This window comes from Novosphingobium chloroacetimidivorans (assembly GCF_014204535.1).
Lineage (GTDB): Bacteria > Pseudomonadota > Alphaproteobacteria > Sphingomonadales > Sphingomonadaceae > Novosphingobium > Novosphingobium chloroacetimidivorans.
Genome location: NZ_JACHLR010000005.1, coordinates 125,231 through 143,325 on the forward strand (window position 1 = coordinate 125,231; position 18,095 = coordinate 143,325).

At 66.3% G+C, this 18,095-nt stretch carries 12 protein-coding genes; 8 read left to right on the forward strand and 4 right to left on the reverse strand.

Translation table 11 applies throughout. The features are described from left to right. Window positions 1-306: 306 nt before the first annotated feature. Window positions 307-2,478 carry a TonB-dependent receptor gene (locus HNO88_RS07865; RefSeq protein ID WP_184243823.1) on the forward strand — a complete coding sequence of 724 codons (2,172 nt, stop codon included), beginning with the start codon at window positions 307-309 and terminating at the stop codon, window positions 2,476-2,478. A gap of 90 nt (window positions 2,479-2,568) precedes the next feature. Here the strand turns inward: HNO88_RS07865 and HNO88_RS07870 are convergent, their stop codons facing one another. Further along, window positions 2,569-4,902 carry a TonB-dependent receptor gene (locus HNO88_RS07870; RefSeq protein ID WP_184243825.1) on the reverse strand — a complete coding sequence of 778 codons (2,334 nt, stop codon included), beginning with the start codon at window positions 4,900-4,902 and terminating at the stop codon, window positions 2,569-2,571. Between the two features lie 155 nt (window positions 4,903-5,057). On the opposite strand from HNO88_RS07870, the gene HNO88_RS07875 reads away from it, so the two are divergent. The 6 genes from HNO88_RS07875 (at window position 5,058) to HNO88_RS07900 (ending at window position 11,909) form a co-directional block, all read left to right on the forward strand. Next, a complete protein-coding gene (locus HNO88_RS07875) occupies window positions 5,058-7,055 on the forward strand; it encodes an alpha-glucosidase (protein ID WP_246381335.1) in 1,998 nt (665 codons plus the stop codon). Continuing rightward, window positions 7,052-8,068, forward strand: a complete 1,017-nt coding sequence (locus HNO88_RS07880) for a LacI family DNA-binding transcriptional regulator (RefSeq protein WP_184243827.1) — start codon at window positions 7,052-7,054, stop codon at window positions 8,066-8,068. Before HNO88_RS07875 ends, HNO88_RS07880 begins: the two co-directional genes overlap by 4 nt. Window positions 8,069-8,079: 11 nt before the next feature. Next, a complete protein-coding gene (locus HNO88_RS07885) occupies window positions 8,080-8,988 on the forward strand; it encodes an aldo/keto reductase (RefSeq protein ID WP_184243829.1) in 909 nt (302 codons plus the stop codon). Next, the gene (locus tag HNO88_RS07890) at window positions 8,985-10,055 is read left to right on the forward strand and encodes an LLM class flavin-dependent oxidoreductase (protein WP_184243831.1); all 1,071 of its coding nucleotides are present in this window, start codon (window positions 8,985-8,987) and stop codon (window positions 10,053-10,055) included. The genes HNO88_RS07885 and HNO88_RS07890 overlap by 4 nt, the downstream gene beginning before the upstream one ends. Window positions 10,056-10,311: 256 nt before the next feature. After that, window positions 10,312-11,544: a molybdopterin-dependent oxidoreductase gene (locus HNO88_RS07895; protein WP_184243833.1), complete on the forward strand. Its 1,233-nt coding sequence runs from the start codon at window positions 10,312-10,314 to the stop codon at window positions 11,542-11,544. Continuing rightward, window positions 11,544-11,909: a cytochrome c gene (locus HNO88_RS07900; protein WP_184243835.1), complete on the forward strand. Its 366-nt coding sequence runs from the start codon at window positions 11,544-11,546 to the stop codon at window positions 11,907-11,909. Before HNO88_RS07895 ends, HNO88_RS07900 begins: the two co-directional genes overlap by 1 nt. Window positions 11,910-12,122: 213 nt before the next feature. On the opposite strand, the gene HNO88_RS07905 is transcribed toward HNO88_RS07900, so the two are convergent. The 3 genes from HNO88_RS07905 to HNO88_RS07915 all read right to left on the reverse strand — a co-directional run bounded on the left by HNO88_RS07905 (window position 12,123) and on the right by HNO88_RS07915 (window position 15,642). Continuing rightward, complete coding sequence (locus HNO88_RS07905; RefSeq protein WP_246381372.1) at window positions 12,123-12,815, reverse strand: SDR family NAD(P)-dependent oxidoreductase; 693 nt, start codon at window positions 12,813-12,815, stop codon at window positions 12,123-12,125. A gap of 25 nt (window positions 12,816-12,840) precedes the next feature. After that, window positions 12,841-13,077, reverse strand: a complete 237-nt coding sequence (locus HNO88_RS07910) for a hypothetical protein (protein ID WP_184243838.1) — start codon at window positions 13,075-13,077, stop codon at window positions 12,841-12,843. Window positions 13,078-13,503: 426 nt separating this feature from the next. Then, on the reverse strand, window positions 13,504-15,642 hold the full coding sequence (locus HNO88_RS07915; protein WP_184243840.1) for a histidine kinase dimerization/phosphoacceptor domain -containing protein: 2,139 nt from the start codon (window positions 15,640-15,642) through the stop codon (window positions 13,504-13,506). A 217-nt stretch (window positions 15,643-15,859) separates the two neighbouring features. Between HNO88_RS07915 and HNO88_RS07920 the strand changes: the two genes are divergently transcribed. After that, window positions 15,860-18,010 carry a TonB-dependent receptor gene (locus tag HNO88_RS07920; RefSeq protein ID WP_184243842.1) on the forward strand — a complete coding sequence of 717 codons (2,151 nt, stop codon included), beginning with the start codon at window positions 15,860-15,862 and terminating at the stop codon, window positions 18,008-18,010. Window positions 18,011-18,095: the final 85 nt, after the last annotated feature.

Below are 18,095 nucleotides of genomic sequence, written 5' to 3' on the forward strand. Positions count from 1 at the left end.
CAAGTAAGAACAAAAGCGATACGGGACTTGGAGCTTTCGGCGCAGTTTTCAGCGGCAAGAGGAACAACTGGGAACTACGGGAGCGCATAGACGCTCAAATTTGTAATCAGGGGGCCACGGGTTCGAATCCTGTAGCCGGCACCATGGTCCTTCACGATCCCGCCGCTGACGCGATGTACGGCCACAGACTAGACAACCGTCTAGACAAGCGCGGTGCATGGGAGCAGAGCCATCCATCCGATCCGCCGTCAGGGCGTGGCGACTTCCACAAGGAAGCGCCGGGATCGGTTCAGGGGAGGACACCACTTGCGCAAAGCCATATTCGCTGCCGCCGCCGTTTGCGCCAGCCACGCGACCATCGCCGCTGCGCAAGTCGCGCCGGGACAGGCTGGATCGGCCACCGAGGACAGCGGCGAGATCGTCGTCACCGCGCAGAAGCGCAACGAGCGGCTGCTCGACGTGCCGATGTCGGTCGCCGCGATCTCGGGCGAGCAGCTCACGACCTCGGGCGTATTCTCGACGGTGAACCTGCAGCAGACCACGCCGGGGATCGTCACCGTCAACAACGGCTTTGGCTTCCTGCCGATCATCCGCGGCATCCAGTCGACCGGCACTTCGCCTGGCGACGAGACCAACGTCGCGGTCTACCTCGACGACATCTCGCTCGGCACGCCGATCTCCGGCTTCTTCGATCTCGCCGATGTCGAGCGGATCGAGGTGCTGAAAGGTCCGCAGGGCACGCTCTACGGCCGCAACGCGACGGGCGGCGCGATCAAGATCGTCACCCGCAAGCCTTCGTTCGATACCCAGGGCTCGCTCGCGCTGGACTATGGCTTCCGCTACCGCGAACTACGCGCCAACGCCTATCTTACCGGCAAGATCGCAGAGGGCGTCGCCGGCTCGCTCAGCGGCGCGGTGCGGCGCGGGCGCGGGTTCATCAAGGGCATCGCGGGGAACGACGGCGAGTATTACGGCGCGCCCCGGAACTACATGGTGCGCGGCAAGCTGCTGGTGGAGCCGACCAGCAACTTCTCCGCCGTGCTCGCCGCGGACACCTGGAAGCAGCAGAACGATTCGGTGTTCATCTCGATGGTGAAGGGTGGGCTGAACCCCTTCCCCGGACCGGGCTCGGTGGCGAACGCGCCGTTCCGATACGCCAGCGTCACCCAGCCCAGGGCGGACCTGAAGGGCTACGGCTTCAGCCTAGACGCGAACTGGGGCCTGAGCGACGAGATCAACTTGCGCTCGCTCACCGGCTATCGCCATGTCGAGGTGCAGTCCCAGTCGGACACCGACCGCACCAACCTGCCGACGGGCTCGAACCAGCTGAGCCAGTACCAGAACGGCTTCAGCCAGGAGTTCAACCTCTCCGGCGGGGCCGATCGCACGATTTCATGGCTGGTGGGCGCGTTCTACTGGCACTCGGACGCCGGCAACCCCTACTTCCGCACCGTCAGCGGCGATTCGCCAGGCGGCACGATCGTGTCGAACTTCACCAACAAGATGAAGAGCGACGCCTATGCCGGGTTCGCCGACGTCACCGCGAACCTGGGCCAGTTCCACCTGACCGGCGGGCTGCGCTACAACTCCGAGACCAAGAAGTTCCGCTGGCAGAACCTGGTCAACCTCGCCGCGCCGCAAGTCGATCGCAAGCGGACCTGGAACAGCACGACCTGGCGGGCGGTGGCGCGCTACGACTTCTCGGACGACGCGAACGTCTACGCCTCGGCCAGCACCGGGTTCAAGAGCGGTGTCTACAACGCCTACTCGCCGCTGGGCATCCCGGTCGATCCGGAGAAGGTCACCGCGTTCGAGGTCGGCGCGAAGGCGCGGGTGAGCGGGATCAACCTGACCGCCGCCGCCTACGCCTACAAGTACACCGACATCCAGGTGAGCGCCTATTCGTTCGTCGGCACGCCGCCGGCGCTCCAGCTGACACTCAGCAACGCGGCGAGCGCCAAAATGCGCGGGCTGGAGTTCAACGCCGATGGGCGGCTGGGCGGCGGCTTCTCGTTCAACGCCGGCATCGGCTGGGAGCCGACGGCCAAGTACAGCCGCTTCACCACCTCGCAGGTGGTCGCCCCGATCCCGGGCGCGACCGGGCCGGTGGTGTCGCAAGTGATCGTGCCGTTCGATTCTTCTGGCAGCCGGCTGGTGCGCACGCCCAAGGTTACCGCCAACCTTCGCCTCGCCTACGAGGGCGACCTGGCGGGCGGACGGCTGAACGGTTCGGTCTCCTCCTCCTACGCCTCGGCCAAGTACTGGCAGCCGGGCAACTTCTCGCGAGAGGGCGACTTCGTGCTGGTCAACACCAGCCTGGGCTGGACGGAGCCGAGCGGCCGCTTCACCTTCTCGGTCTGGAGCAACAACCTGACCAACACCGAATACTTCACCGACTACGTGCCCAACGTGCGCGGCGACAGCGTCAAGTACGCGCCCAAGCGCGAGGTCGGCGTTGGCGTGAACTATACGTTCTGACCTGAGCGCAAAAGAAAACCCCCGGCGGGAGAGAGACGCCGGGGGTTTTCGCGATGTGCCGATGAGGAGGCGTTCCCCCGCCTTGGGTCCTCAGTCGAAGCGCACTCGCAAGTTCACGCCGGCATAGCGGTCCGCGTCGCGCGGGATCATCAGGCGCTGGCCGGCGGTGGTGTTCAGCAGCACGTAGCTGTCGTCCAGGATATTGCGGACGAGCACGGTCAGGCGGTACTTGTCCTCCGGGTCCGACACACCGACGCTGGCGTTCCAGATGCCGTAGGGGTCGATCGGGCCGCTCTCGCCCAGGTCCGAGAACTGGCGGCTGACGTGGTGCCAGTCGCTCGACAGGTACAGCTTCACCGGGCCGGCATCGACGTCGTAGTCGGCACCGACGGTGTAGCTGAACTTGGGCGCCAGCGGCAGGCGAGTGCCGTCACGCGCGTCGGGCGCATTGGTCAGCGGGTTCGGGTTGAACTTGCGCACCTTGGCGTCGGCATAGGCGAAGTTCGCGCGCAGGCTCAGGCCCTCGAGCGGCGCCAGCGTCGCATCGACCTCGAAGCCCTTGGAGCGGACCGAGCCGGCGTTGGTCAGGTTGGTCACCACCGCGCCGTTCAGCAGCACGAAGTTGTTGGCCTGGAAGCCCTTGTAGTCGACCAGGAACGCGGTGGCGTTCAATTGCAGCATGCGGTCGAACAACTGGCTCTTCAGACCCACTTCGTAGCTGTTCGACTTCTCGGGATCGATCGGCGTCGAGTTGGTCGGCGCGACGTGGTTGAAGAACACGTTGAACGCCGGGCCCTTGTAGCCGCGGGTGTAGCTGGCATAGACCATAGCCCGCTCGGCCAGGTCGTACTGCAGCACCGCCTTGCCGGAGAAGTTGTCGGCGTCGGTCTCTCCGCGCGACAGGTTGGTGCCGTTGCCGCCCGTCGCGATCGTGCCGCCCGCCCCCACGGTCGAGAGGCCCGCGCCCGGCGTGATCACGCCATTGGTGAGGTTGCGCGACGGTCCACGCAAGTGCGTGAAGCTGACCTCGTCGTGCGTGTAGCGACCGCCGAGGGTGAAGCGCAGCTCCGGGGTGAACTCGTAGGTCGCCTGGCCGAACACCGCATAGTTGCGGAACGATACGTTGCTCTCGGACGTGGCGCTGGGGAACAACGTGTTGACGGTATCGGCCAGGTTGCACGGTTGCGCGCCGGTTACCGTGTCGATCGGCGAGGTCGACGTGGCGCAAGTCACGTCGCTGCGGTTGAAGTCCTGCCGGTTCTTCGAATACCAGATGAAGCCGCCGACTTGATAGGTGAGCGCCTGGTTCTGAGGGCTGGCAAGGCGCACTTCGGCGCTGACCTGGTCGGTCTCCACCGTGCCACGGTCATGCAACTGCGGAGCGCTGACGAGCACCCCGTTCTCGACGAACGGAACAAGTGGACGCGGCAGGAAGTCGCCGTCGCGGATCTCGGTGTTCTTCCAGTTGCGATAGCCGGTGATCACGCTGAAGGTGTGATCGGCGAAAGTGTCGATGTCGGCGTTGAGCGTCACGCTCCACTGCCGGTCGAGCGAGCGCGTGATCAGGTTCTGGTTGACGCGGCGCGTGTCCTCACCCTCGGGCACAATGCCGAGCTCACGGTCGAGCACGGTGCCGCGCGAGACGCCGGTCACTTCCGCGCAGCAATCGTCATCGGCCCTGAAGTAATCGGCGATCACGCGGACCTTGGCGCCGTCGCCTTCCCAATCGAGCAGGCCGCGCGCGCCGTAGTGCTCGTAGCCGTTAACCGTCTTGTCGTAGAAGGTGTTCTTGATGTTGCCGTCGAAGTTTCCGTAGAAGCCTGTCAGACGGCCGGTCAGGTTCTCGGCGATCGGACCCGAGACGGTCAGGCGGCCACGGTATTCGTCGTCGGTGGTGCCGGAGACCAGCGCCTCTGCCTGGAACGTATCGGTGCCGCCTTTCGACACGATGTTGACCAGACCGGCGGACGCGTTCTTGCCGAACAGCGTGCCCTGCGGTCCACGCAGCACTTCGATGCGATCAAAGTCCACCAGGTCGAGGAACGACTGGCCCGAACGGCTGAGAACAATACCGTCGACAACGGTGGACACACTGGGCTCGGCCGCGATCGAGAAGCTGATCGTCCCGACGCCGCGCATGACGATCGCGCTGTTGGCGTTGGTGGTCCCCTTACGGAACGTCACCGAGGGGACGATGCTGGTGAGATCTTCCAGGCTCTTGGCGCCGGCGCGCTCCAAAGCATCGCCGGTGACCGCGCTGATCGCGATCGGTACATCCTGGATATTCTGCTCAACCTTCTGAGCTGTAACCACAATCTCGTCGACTTGCGCATGCGCGGGGCTTGCCGCGACGATGGCCGCTGCGGACGCGGAAAGCGCGAAAGCGACCCGGCGGGCCGCGGTGTTGCGTAGTGTATGAACCATGAGTTTTCCCTCCCTGGCAACGAGCCCGAGCCTCGTGGCTTAGGGTCTCTGAACTCTTCGCCTCTTGATCGTCGTCGCGATTTCTGTCAAGCGTTGTCATAGAAGGCTCGCTACACGAAGCCCTCGGGTCGCATGAACGCAAGGGAGCCGGATCGTTGCCTCTGACCATCGCCACCGGTTACGATTGGCTCTCTTGCCACCATGCAGGGCGCGAGGTGCTGCGTAGCACTCCCGCAGCCCCGGCGATCTTCGTGGCGAAGGGCCAGCCGATTGTCACGATGGTGCGCGGCAACTTCGACATCACCGACACGCCGCAGGAACGCACCGCCCTTGCCTTCGCGCAGATGGACGGCGAAAGCGCCTTGCTCTCCGCTGCGCCCGGCGCACCGCCCATGCTGCGTCTCAGCGCGGCTGGCGACAGCCTGCGCATCGAAACGCTGCAGCCCGGCTTCGACCGCGTCTGGATCAACCTCGTAGCGCAGCCTGGCGAGCATGTCTGGGGCGGTGGCGAGCAGATGAGCTACCTCGACCTCTCGGGTCGCCGGTTCCCGATCTGGACGAGCGAACCCGGCGTCGGCCGCGACAAGTCGACCGAGCTGACCCGCCTGATGGACGCGCAGGGCATGGCCGGCGGCGACTACTGGTGGACCAACTATCCCCAGCCGACGTTCCTCACCTCCAGCCTCATCGCCTGCCACCTGGACAGCAGCGCCTACAGCGTGCTCGATTTCTCCGATCCGGCGCGGCACCGCATCGAGGTTTGGGAAGGCGCGTTCAGCCTGGAGTTCTTCGCGGACGACACGATCGCCGGCCTCGTCGGCCAGCTCAGCACCCGTTTCGGCCGCCAGCCGCCGCTCCCCGACTGGGCGATCGGCGGCGCCATCGTCGGCCTCAAGCATGGCGAGGCAAGCTTCACGCGGCTGGAGCGCATCCTGGAAGCGGGCGCGCAGGTCAGCGGCCTGTGGTGCGAGGACTGGATCGGCATTCGCCAGACCACCTTCGGCCGTCGCCTGTTCTGGGACTGGTCGTGGAACCCCGCTCGCTACCCCGCCCTGCCCGACCGCATCGCCGAACTAGCCGCGAAGGGCATCCGTTTCCTGGGCTACGTGAACCCCTACCTCGCCGATGACGGTGCGCAGTACCAGGAGGCCCTGTCCGCCGGTTACCTGGCGCTGCGGCAGGACAGCGACGCGCCGTACCTGGTCGACTTCGGCGAGTTCGACTGCGGCGTGGTCGACTTCACCAATCCGGCCGCGCTGGACTGGTTCGCGGAACGCGTGATCGGGCGCGAGATGCTGGACTTCGGGCTGTCCGGCTGGATGGCCGACTTCGGCGAGTACCTGCCGGTCGATCTGCGCCTGCACGACGGCAGCGACCCGATGCTGATGCACAACCGCTGGCCAGTGCTCTGGGCCGAGTGCAACGCCAAAGCCATCGCCTCGCGCGGCAAAACGGGCGACGCGATGTTCTTCATGCGCGCCGGCTTCTCGGGCGTGCAGGCGCATTGTCCCCTGCTGTGGGCGGGCGACCAGTCGGTCGACTTCACTCGTCATGACGGCATCGGCACCGTCCTCACCGCCGCCTTGTCCGCAGGCCTGGTCGGCAACGCCTGCTCGCACAGCGACGTGGGCGGCTACACCAGCCTGCACGGCAACGTGCGCACCGCCGACTTGCTGATGCGGTGGTGCGAATTGGGAGCCTTCTCACCCGTGATGCGCAGCCACGAGGGCAACCGCCCCGACGATAACCTCCAGATCGACAGCTCGGACGCCATCCTGGCGCAGTTCGCGGCGATGTCGAAAGTCCACGCGATCCTCGCCCCCTACGTGCGCCACCTGAGCGATGAGGCGGTGGCGACCGGGCTGCCGGTGCAGCGCCCACTGTTCCTCCACTACTTCGAGGAGCCGCTGTTCGCAGTGCAGGACCAGTATCTTTACGGGGCCGACATGCTGGTGGCGCCCATCGTTCAGGCCAAGGTCACCGGCCGCTCGGTCATCCTGCCCGGCGAGCAGCCCTGGCGTCATCTGTGGTCGGGCAAGGACTTCGCGCCCGGCACCCACTTCGTCGACAGCCCCTATGGCCAGCCGCCGGTGTTCTACCGCCCGGAAAGCCGGTTCGCGCCGCTGTTCGCCACGCTCGAGACGGTGCAGTGAGCGACCGCTCCAACATCAAGGACGTGTCCGCCCTCGCCGGCGTGTCGGTGAAGACGGTCAGCCGCGTGCTGAACGGCCACCGCTATGTCAGCCAGGACACGAAGGAGCGCGTCGAAAAGGCGATGCGCGAGCTGGAGTTCCGGCCGAGTGTCGCCGCGCGCATCCTCGCCGGCAACAAGTCGGGCCAGGTCGCGCTGATCTACGACAATCACAGCCCCTACTACATGAACCAGGTGCAGATGGGCTGCTGGGAGGCCTGCCAGGGCGCCAATTCGCGCCTGCTCGCCCAGCCCGTAGACGTGACCGACGCGCTGGTGGGCGAGCAGGTGCGCGGGCTCGTCACCGAAACGCATGTCGATGGCGTGATCCTGTCCTCGCCGGTGACCGATTGCCAGGCGGTGCTCAAAGCGCTCGAAGGCATGGACATCCCGTTCGTGCGCATCTCCCCCGGCACCAATCACGCCCTGACCTCCTCGGTGTTCATGGATGATGCGCAAGCCGCCGACGACATGACCAGCTACCTGATCGCCAAGGGTCACCGGCAGATCGGCTTCATCCGGGGCGACACCAACCACATGGCATCGGAGGAGCGGCTGTTCGGCTACCGCCGCGCGCTCGATCGCGCGGGCCTGCCATTCGAGCCGGCGCTGGTCCTGCCCGGCGAGTTCGATTTCGACAGCGGCGTCGACGCCGCCCGGCAATTTCTGAAGCGGCCCGACCGCCCCACCGCGATCTTCGCCAGCAATGACGACATGGCTGCCGGCGTGCTTTCGGTGGCGCACGACATGGGCCTGTCGGTGCCGGAAGACCTCTCGGTCGCCGGGTTCGACAACACCACGATCGCCCGCATGGTCTGGCCACAGCTGACCACCATCAACCAGCCCACCCGCGAACTTGCCTTTGCCGCCACGCAGCTGCTGCTGAGCGGCGCGCAGCTCACCCACCGCCGCCTGCCGCACGACCTGGTCGAGCGCGCTTCGGTGGCCGCGATCAATCCCGATCTCATCGCCTGACAGGAACCTTCATGACCTTTCTTCCTCCCCCGGAAAGCCGCCGTCCGCTCGGCAAGAGCGGCCTGACGGTCTCCGCCCTCGCCTGGGGCAACTGGCGCCTGTGCGGCGACGATGTGAACGCCGTCGTCAAGCTGCTGCACGCCGCGCTCGAAGCCGGGATCGACCTGATCGACACCGCCGACATCTACGGCCCCGACAACAGCGAGCCCTTCGGCGCGTCCGAAGCGCTGCTGGGCCGGGCGCTCGCCACCGATCCTGCGCTGCGGGACAAGTTCACGATCGCCACCAAGGGCGGCATCTCCATGGGCGTGCCCTACGATTCAAGCGCCGGATACCTGACCAGCGCAATCGACGCCTCGCTCCAGCGGCTCGGCACCGATCGGGTCGAGCTGTGGCAGATCCACCGTCCCGACATCCTCACGCACCCGAGCGAGATCGCCGAGGCGGTCACGCTGGCGCACAAGGCAGGCAAGATCCGCAGCTTCGGTGTCTCCAACTTCACCGTCAGCCAGATCGCGACGCTGCAGCAGTTCCTCGACCTGCCGATCGTATCGACGCAGCCCGAGTTCTCGCCGCTGAAGCTCGCGCCCATCGACAACGGCGAGCTGGACCAGGCGATCGCCATGGACATGGCCGTGCTCGCCTGGTCGCCGCTCGGCGGTGGTCGCATCGCCAACCCGTCTGACGAGCGCGCAACGGCCGCTGCCGCCGCGCTGGACGAGGTGGCCGAGGAGTTCGGCGTGTCGCGCACCGCGGCCGCCTACAGCTGGATCATGGCGCACCCCGCGCGCCCGATCCCCATCGTCGGATCACAAAAGGCGGACCGGATCGCCGAAGCCGCCGACGCGCTCAAGGTCCGCTGGACCCGGGCGCGCTGGTATGGCGTGCTGGTCGCCGCCAAGGGAGAGCCTCTGCCATGAGTGAAGATAAGACGTGCGAGGTCAGCTGGTTCTCGGCGCTGTGCGACGATGACTACGAGTTCCTCGGGGTACCCGACCCGATGTTGGCGTCCAGCTGGGAGCATTGCCGCAACATCGTGCTGCAGGCGGAGAAAGGCGGGTTCGACAACATCCTGCTGCCATCCGGCTACCAACTCGGCATCGACACGACGATGTTCGCGGGCGCCATCGCCCCGCTGACCAGGACCATCCGCCTGCTCTGGGCGCTGCGCATGGGCGAGGACTGGCCGCCGCAGCTGGCGCGCCGCATCGCCACGCTGGACCGCATCCTCGGCGGTCGGCTGACGGTCAACATCATCTCCTCCGACCTTCCCGGCGAGAAGCTGGAGAGCCGCCCGCGCTACCAGCGCACGCTGGAGATCATGCAGATCCTCAAGATCATGCTCTCGGGCGAGCACCTGAAGTACAAGGGCGAATTCTTCGATCTCGACCTCGCCCCGGCGCGGATCGGCACGGTTTCGGGCAAGTGCCCGCCGCTCTACTTCGGCGGCCTCTCGGAAGACGCGCGCGAGGCGGCAGCGCAAGGCTGCGACGTCTACCTGATGTGGCCCGACACCATGGACAAGGTGCGCGAGACGATCGCCGACATGACCGCCCGCGCCACCAGGCACGGCCGCACGCTCAAGTTCGGCTACCGCGCCCACGTCATCGTGCGCGAGACCGAGGATGAGGCGCGGGCCTATGCCGATCGCCTGCTCTCCAAGCTGGACGACCAGGCCGGCGAGGCCATCCGCCAGAAGTCGCTCGATAGCGCGTCTGTCGGCGTGACCCGGCAGGCTGAGCTACGTTCGGCGGCGGGCGGTGACGGCTTCGTCGAGGACAACCTGTGGACCGGCATCGGCCGCGCCCGCTCGGGCTGCGGCGCGGCGATCGTCGGCAACCCCGACCAGGTCCTCGCCAAGCTGCGCGCCTACCAGGCCGAGGGCATCGATGCCTTCATCCTGTCGGGCTACCCTCACGCGGCCGAAGCGGACCTGTTCGCGCGGCACGTGCTGCCGCAGCTGAACCATGGGCCGTTGGTGATGTGAGATGACGGGCGGCCCGCCTCTTGTCACCCCCACGCACCTCTCCTCTTCCTTCGTCATTCCCGCGCAGGCGGGAATCCATCTCCTGGACTAGCCTGTTACGCAGCGGTGATTGTCGCACAGCCTTGGCGGTTCACCCGCTCCTGCACGCGCGGCCGCGTAGAATGCGAACTCAGGAGATGGATTCCCGCCTGCGCGGGAATGACGAAGGAGAGAGTGGCTGGCGATAGTCTACTTACCCGGTTAAGAAGAGACCATCATGGACCGTCTAGACCCTCTCCTCGCCCGCACGCTCGCACGGCGTCGCCTGCTCGCCACTGGGGCGCTCGGGCTTGCCGCTGGCGGCACCGCTCTCGCCCAAAGCGGCAAGGTCGCGCAGCTGCTGATGGCTGGCGGACCGGAGCAACGCCCCCTCACCAGCGTCTTTCCCGGCAAGGGCGAGATGATCCTCCAGCGTAATCGCCCGCCGCTGCTGGAGACGCCGATGAGCGTGTTCGATCAAGGCGTGTTCACCCCCAATGATCGCTTCTTCGTGCGCTGGCATTGGTCCGACATCCCGCTCGATGTCGATGCTGAGGCGTTCCGCCTGACGATCACCGGCGGCAAGCAGCCGGTGTCCCTGTCGCTTCCAGAAATCCTGAAGCTGCCGCGCATATCCTATGCGGCCGTCAACCAATGCTCGGGTAACAGCCGCGGCCTGTTCGATCCGCGCGTGCCCGGCGCGCAGTGGGCCCATGGGGCGATGGGCAACGCGATTTGGGAAGGCGTGGCGCTCAAGACGCTGCTCGATAAGGCGGGCATCGATCCGAAGGCAGCCGCCGTGCGCTTCGGCGGGTTGGACAAGCCGCTGACGCAAGTGGACGCGTTCGAGAAGTCGCTTGCGCTTGACCACGCGATGGACGGCGAGGTGATGGTCGCTTTCGCCATGAACGGCGAGCAGCTGCCGCTCCTCAATGGCTTCCCCTTGCGGCTGATCGTGCCGGGCTGGTACTCGACATACTGGGTCAAGTCGCTCAACCACATCGACCTGCTCGCCGGCAAGGACACCAACTACTGGATGGCCAAGGCCTACCAGATCCCCGACACGCCGAACGCCGACGTTCCGCCAGGCACGACCGAGTTCCCCAAGACGCCGATCAGCGCGATGAACGTGCGCTCGTGGATCACCAGCACAGAGCCGGGCGCGAAAGTGCCGATCGCCGCCAGCCTGCCGGTGCGCGGCGTCGCCATGGGCGGTGACACCGGCGTGAAGCGCGTCGAGGTCTCGGCCGACGGCGGCAAGTCCTGGCACGACGCCAAGCTCGGCCCGGACCAGGGCCGCTACGGGTTCCGGCGTTTCGAGACCCAGGTCGCCATCGCGGCTCGCGGACCGGTCAGGCTGATGAGCCGCTGCACCAGCAGCTCGGGCCAGGTCCAGCCAATGAAGGCCAACTGGAACCCCGGCGGATACATGCGCAACTGCGTCGAGCCCTGCCCGATCGAGATCGTCTGATGAGCCGCGTTTCCCTTACCGTCACCGCCCTGCTGCTGCTCACCGGCTGTCAGGCGCAACCGTCCGCCGAGCAACCCGCTTCGGAGCCGCAAAGCTTCGCCGCCCTGACGCGGATCGAAACGTCCAGGATCGAGCTTCCGGCGGATGAGGAGACCTTCGGACAAGGTACGCACGCGGATCTGCTGAACCGGTCGTGCCTGGCATGCCACTCGACCTCGATGGTCCGCTACCAGCCGCCCCTCACGCGCAAGCAGTGGACCGCAACGGTCACGAAAATGCGCGATGCGTACGGGGCGCCGTTCGAGGCCGAGGAGACGGAAGCGATCGTCGACGCGCTGATGGCGACGGCACCGGCGAAGAAGTGATGGCGATCGCCCCGGTGCATAGGGGAACGTCGTCCTGGACTTGATCCGGGCCCGGTTCCGCCAGTGACGAACCCGCCATAGAGGAACCTGATTCACCAAGCCGGAACAGCTGCGGCACGACAGGAGCAGATCGGACCCTGGCCGCGCTCGAACGCTCTCGAGATGCCGGAAACGCGGCGCGCCCGGGTCGACGCATGCCAGTCGCCGCTCAACTCAACGCACGTAGCTGGCACCGTTCGCATCGAGCACCGCACCGGTCATGGAAGCCGGAGCATCCAGCGCCAGGAACGTCGCGATCAGGCCGATCTCCTCGGGTTGAGCGACCCGCCCGAGTGGAATATCGGCCAGCAGCTTGTCCCCGCCCCGGCTGGCGAGATAGTCGTCCGCCATGCCTGTCATCGTGAAGCCAGGGCAGATCGCAAAAGCGAGGATACCCTGCGCCGCATAACCACGCGCGATCGTCTTGGTCATGCCGACCATCCCCGCCTTCGATGCCGCATAGTGCCAGTGCGCCGGACTGTCGCCACGATAGGCCGCGCGGCTCGCCACGTTGACGATGCGGCCTCCCGTTCCGGAGGCCTGCCAGGCGAGGATGGCCGCACGGGAGAGCCTTGCGGATGCTTCGAGGTTGATCGTCATCGTGCGCCGCCACTGCGCGATCCACGCTTCCTCCTCCGCATCGAGAGGAGAAGCCTCGAAGACGCCGGCGTTGTTGATCAGCACATCGACGCGGCCGTCCAGCCGGTCGAGCGCAACCTGCCAGAGGCGATCCGGTCCGTCCTCGGCCGAGAGATCGGCATCGGCGCTCGACGCCGCGAACAGCAGCACATCGCGGGCCCGCAGGGCATCGGCGATGGCGGCGCCGATGCCACGGCTCGCGCCGGTCAGGAGGACGTGCGTGCTCAGGACCGGACGCTCACCGGAAACCGGGTCAGAGGTTACCCGGGCCGCGCTTGTAGCTGGCATTGCCCGGAGTCACCCGGCGGCGTTCGTTGTAGCGCTTCAAGGCATAGCCGCCCGCGGCAGCTGCAATCATGCCCGGCAGACCGAAGCGGCGCGCGAGGGCGACGGCGGCAACACCCATGATCGCTCCGCCCGGCTCATCCACTCCACGAGTACCACGGGCCGCGCGTGCGCCGATAATCCCGCCGATGATCTTTCCCAACATGGCAATCTCCTGTGTTTGAGGCAGAAGCGAACAGGACGCCCGAGGGTTCCATGATCCGTGCGTGGGCACTCTCGATCACCCTCGCGTAGTGCAGATGAGCCACGCGCATACCCATGCTGCCGGATGTCTGGACCATCGCTCCGCACGCATATGAGGGGCGCGACACGGGTCCGCCACGCAGGACCCGTTCGGATGGCGTAATTCGCGCCGCCGACCAGTTCAGATCCGGCGCCGGGTCTCGCGCCCCTGTCTGTCGATTATCGTCCAGCAGCGTAAGTTCGGGTGCGGCCGATTGCTGCCGCCGCCACCAATGCAATTCCAGCCTGTCGGCATGACCTCTATTGACGCCCGAATTGCCCCAACTTTTGGATTTATCGCCTTGCCACGCGACCTGTGCGTTATGCCGGCGACCTTCTCGTGAAAGTCCTAGGCGCCCAGCCCGACCGAAGCCAGAGGCGAGTTGGTCATCCGTCCGCTGGGATCGAGCGGCGCGGAGAAGATCACCCGCAGACCAGGCCGATTGTCATCATCCTCGATGACGCCGTCGAGCCGCTGCACGAGCGTCTTCAGCATGCGTGAGCCGAAACCTTCGCGATTGCCAATCCGCCCCTGCCCCTGGTCCGCCACGATCAGCCGGAAGCGCGCGCGATGCTGCTCCAGCGAGATCGCGATCGGCCCCGGTCGCCCGCTGTAGGCGTACTTCTGCGCGTTGATCACCAGTTCGACCAGGATCAGCCCGACATGGACGGCATTGTCCGCCAGGATCATGATCGGCGCGAAGCTGGTGGAGATGTAGTCGCGCCATTCCGCCCCCATCGACATGCGCAAGTCGTCCACCAGCTCTTGCAGGTAGCGAGAGAGATCGACGCTCTCGACATTGTCGTCGGTGTAGAGGCGCCGGTGCACCAGCCCGACCGCGGACAGGCGACGCTGCGCCTCTTCCAGGCTGCGCACCGTGGCCTCGTCGCCGGCAGAAGCGCGCGCCTGCAGGTTCAGGAACGCCATGACCAGTTGGATGCTGTTCTGCACCCGGTGATTGACCTCCTTGATCAGGGTGTCCTTCTGCTCGATCAGCCGGTCCTTGTCGGACAGCGCGATCTGCAGGCTCTCGGAGAGTTCGCGCTGGCGGATGTTCTGGCGGATCTCGTAGAGCTTGGCGATAAGCCGGTGCGCCCCTTCCACCTCGCCTGCGGTCCAGGTGCGCGACTTGCCGTGGACGATCTGTGACCAGGCTTCGAAGGACGCGCGCGGCGTCAGCATCTCGCCGGGCGTCATCGCCTTGCCCTCGTGCGGGTTGCCCGCCCACTTCACGAGCTGTTCTTCCTCGGCGCGGAACCACAACAGGATCGTGGGCACCTGCGTCGAGATGGTCACCGCCAGCAAGCCGGACGCGTGATCGGCGTAAGCAGTCGCGGGCGCAAAGACCTTGCCGAGCTCGTTGGTGTAGAACGGCACTGCGCTCTTGTCGCGCACCCAGCGGGCGACTTCGCGAACGTCGTCCCGGTCCGGGCAGCGGCCATCGAGATGCAGCTTGGTGCCATGGATGATCGCCAGCCCGTCCGCGCCGAATACGCGCCTCAGGGCATCGGAGGAACCGGACAGCATGCGATACAGATCGCCGTCTTCGCTCAGCTGGCTGAGCAGCGCATCCTCTTCGGCGCGGACGCGAATGCGATCGCGATACGCCTCGGCCTCCTCCTTCGCGCCGATCTGGCGCGCGAGCCCGGCGGCGACCAGCTGCGCCGCGCGGCGCTGCGCCATGTCGAGGTTGCGCGGGGTGGTGTTGTGGCAAGCGACCAGGCCCCACAACAACCCGTCGCGCACGATAGACATGGAGGCGGAGGCGCTCACCCCCATGTTCTTCAGATACTGGATATGGATCGGCGAGACGCTGCGCGAGTCGATGTCGGACAAGTCGAGCCCCGCGAACTCCGCCGGGCGGATCGGCTGGGGCTGGTAATGCACGTCGGGGATAACCCGCACGCGATTGCGCACGTAGAGTCCCCGCGCCTGCTGCGGAATATCGGAACCGGGAAAGCGGTGGTTGCGGAAGCCGGAAATGCCCGAAGCATTGCACTCCGCGATCACCTCGCCGGCATCGTCGTCGAGAAAGCGGTAGATCATCACGCGGTCGTAACCGGTCAGGTCGCTGAAGCTCTTGGCCGCGCGCTCGCACAGTTCGACGAGGTTGCCGGCCCGCTCGAACTGCAAGCCGGTCTCGTCCATCCAACCCAGGACATCGACGGCACGCATGTCCGCCGACGCCGGCTCGAGCTGGATCAGCCAGTGCGCGCCCTGTCGCACGGCAGCGCCATCGACACCCGCCTGGCTCAGCCAGCCAAGCTGGCAGCGCTGCTCCTCGCTCTGCTCGAGACGTTGCGCGACCTCGATGCCCAGCAAGTCCGCTACGGATCGTCCGAGCCAGTCGCCACCGAAGCGTTCCTCCAGATTGCCGGCGCCACCGACGATCGCGCCACTGGTACCGTCGGCCACAAGCAAGAGCCCATGCGGCTGGATTGCGCCAGGCATGTGGATCGGCTCCCGATCGCAAGCCGTCAAATTCATCAAACCACTCCCGTGCAAAGGCCTACAAACGCAGGCCTAATGCCGCAATGTTCTCGATAGGGGCGGTCATGCCCAGTGCAAAGCACGATTGTGCTACCCTTGCGGGCACCTGCGAGCGACAAGGCAGCCACCTTGCGATGAAACGTTGTAACATAGCCTTGATACAACATATCATTTGCGATATCGGCGCTGACATCAGCCGAGGAGCTTACCCCCGATGAGTCGCCTTCTTGCCAGCGCCAGCCTGCTGGCACTCAGCCTTGCCCGACCGGCCTTTGCCGACGATGCGGCCGCCGACGCTCCAGCGGGATCCGCACAGCACGAGATCATCGTCACCGCTCCTTATACGCAGAGCGAAGCCGACATCCTGCAAGGCACCTCGGTCGTCAAAGGCGAGGAACTGACACGCCAGCTGCGCCCCACCATCGGCGAGACGCTGGCTCGCCAGCCGGGCGTGTCGGCCACCTCGTTCGGGCCCTCGGCATCGCGTCCGGTGCTACGCGGCTTGCAGGGAGATCGCGTGCGCGTGCTGACCGATGGCATCGGCTCGATCGACGTCAGCAACACCTCGGTCGACCATGCGGTGGTCATCGATCCGCTGTTGGCCGAGCGCGTGGAAGTGCTGCGCGGGCCGGCCGCCCTGCTGTTCGGATCCTCTGCGATCGGCGGCGTCGTCAATGTCATCGACAACCGCATCCCGCGCACGATCCCGGAGAACGGCTACCGGCTGAGCGGCATCGGCACCTATGGTTCGGCCGCCAACGAGCGCTCCGGCTCAGCAGCTGCCGATGTCGCGGTGGGCAAGCTGGTGCTCCACGCCGACGGCTCCTACGCCAAGACCGACGATCTGGAAATCGGCGGTCACGTGCTCTCCGCCCGCGCCCGCGCCGCCAGCCTCAGCCAGGTTGGCCTGCCGCAGTCGCCCGAGCCGAACGAGGACGGCACCCCGGGCGAGCCGATCGACTTCGCCGGCAATGCCGCGCTGCGCGGTCGCCTGCCGAACAGCGCCTCCAAGACCTGGACGGCAGGCGTCGGCGCGGCGGTTATCACCGAAGGCGGCAGCCTCGGCGTCTCGTACAGCCACTACGACAGCTTCTATGGCGTGCCGGTGCGCTTTGCGACGCAAGTCGGGCAGGAACAGGAAGGCCCGCGCCTCGATCTGGCGCAGGACCGCTTCGATCTGCGCGGCGAAGTTGAAACCGGCGGGTCCTGGCTCGACAAGATCCGGGTCCGTGCCGGCCAGGCGACTTACCGCCACTACGAGGTGGAGGAGAACGGCGACATCGGCACAACCTTCCGCAACAATGGCCTGGAAGGCCGCGTGGAGCTGGTGCAGGCAAAACGCGGGGGCTGGCAGGGCGCCAGCGGCGTGCAGTTCTACAACCGCCAGTTCGACGTCGAGGGGGAGGAAGCGTTCCTGCCCCGCAACGAGACCAGCCAGACCGGCCTGTTCACGTTGCAGCAGCTCGATTTCGGCAGCTTCAAGGCAGAGGGCGGCCTGCGCTACGAGTGGACGCGGCAGCAGGCGAAGACCGCCGAAGACGACTTGCGCTACTTCCGTGGCACGCAGAAGTTCGGCACGCTGTCTGGCTCGCTGGGTGTTTCCACCTCCCCGGTCGAGGGTGTCCGGGTGGGCCTGAATGCCTCGCACACCGCGCGCGCACCCTCGGCGGAGGAACTGTTCGCCAACGGTGCCCACGCCGGGACGCAGGCGTACGAGCTGGGCAGCCCCGACTTCCGGGTGGAAAAGTCCTGGGGCCTGGAGGCGACGCTGCACGCCCATGGCGACGGCTTCAGCTTCGATGCATCCGCCTATCACAACTGGTTCCGCAACTTCATCTACGAAAGCCAGGTCGATCAGGGCGTGTGCGAGGCCGCGGCGGCGCCGTCGGGCCGCGAGGTGGATCTTCCCTGCTTCCAGTACCAGCAAGCCAGCGCGCGGCTCTACGGCTTTGAGGCCGATGCCTCCGCGCGCCTGGCGAAGATCGGCAGCTATACGATCAATGCGGACGCCGTTGCCGACTACGTCCGCGCCACGGTCAAGGGCGGTGGACCGGTTCCGCGCATTCCGCCGCTCCGCGTGCTGGGTGGTCTGGAAGCCCAGGGCGATCTGCTCACCGCGCGCGCCGAATTCGAGCACGTCTTCGAGCAGGACCGCACCGCCGACTTCGAAACTCCGACGGACAGCTACACGCTGGTGAATGCCAGCGTATCGCTTCGTCCGTTCGGCAAGGATAACTCGACCACCCTGCTCCTGAGCGCCAACAACCTGTTCGACGTCACGGCGCGGCGACACGCCAGCTTCCTGAAGGATTTTGCCCCCCTCGCCGGCCGCGACTTGCGCGCGACGATCCGGTTCAGCATCTAACTCTTGATCGTCATTCCCGCGAAGGCGGGAATCCATCTCCGGGTGGTTCCTCTGACGCAAGCTAAGAAGATGGATCCCCGCTTGC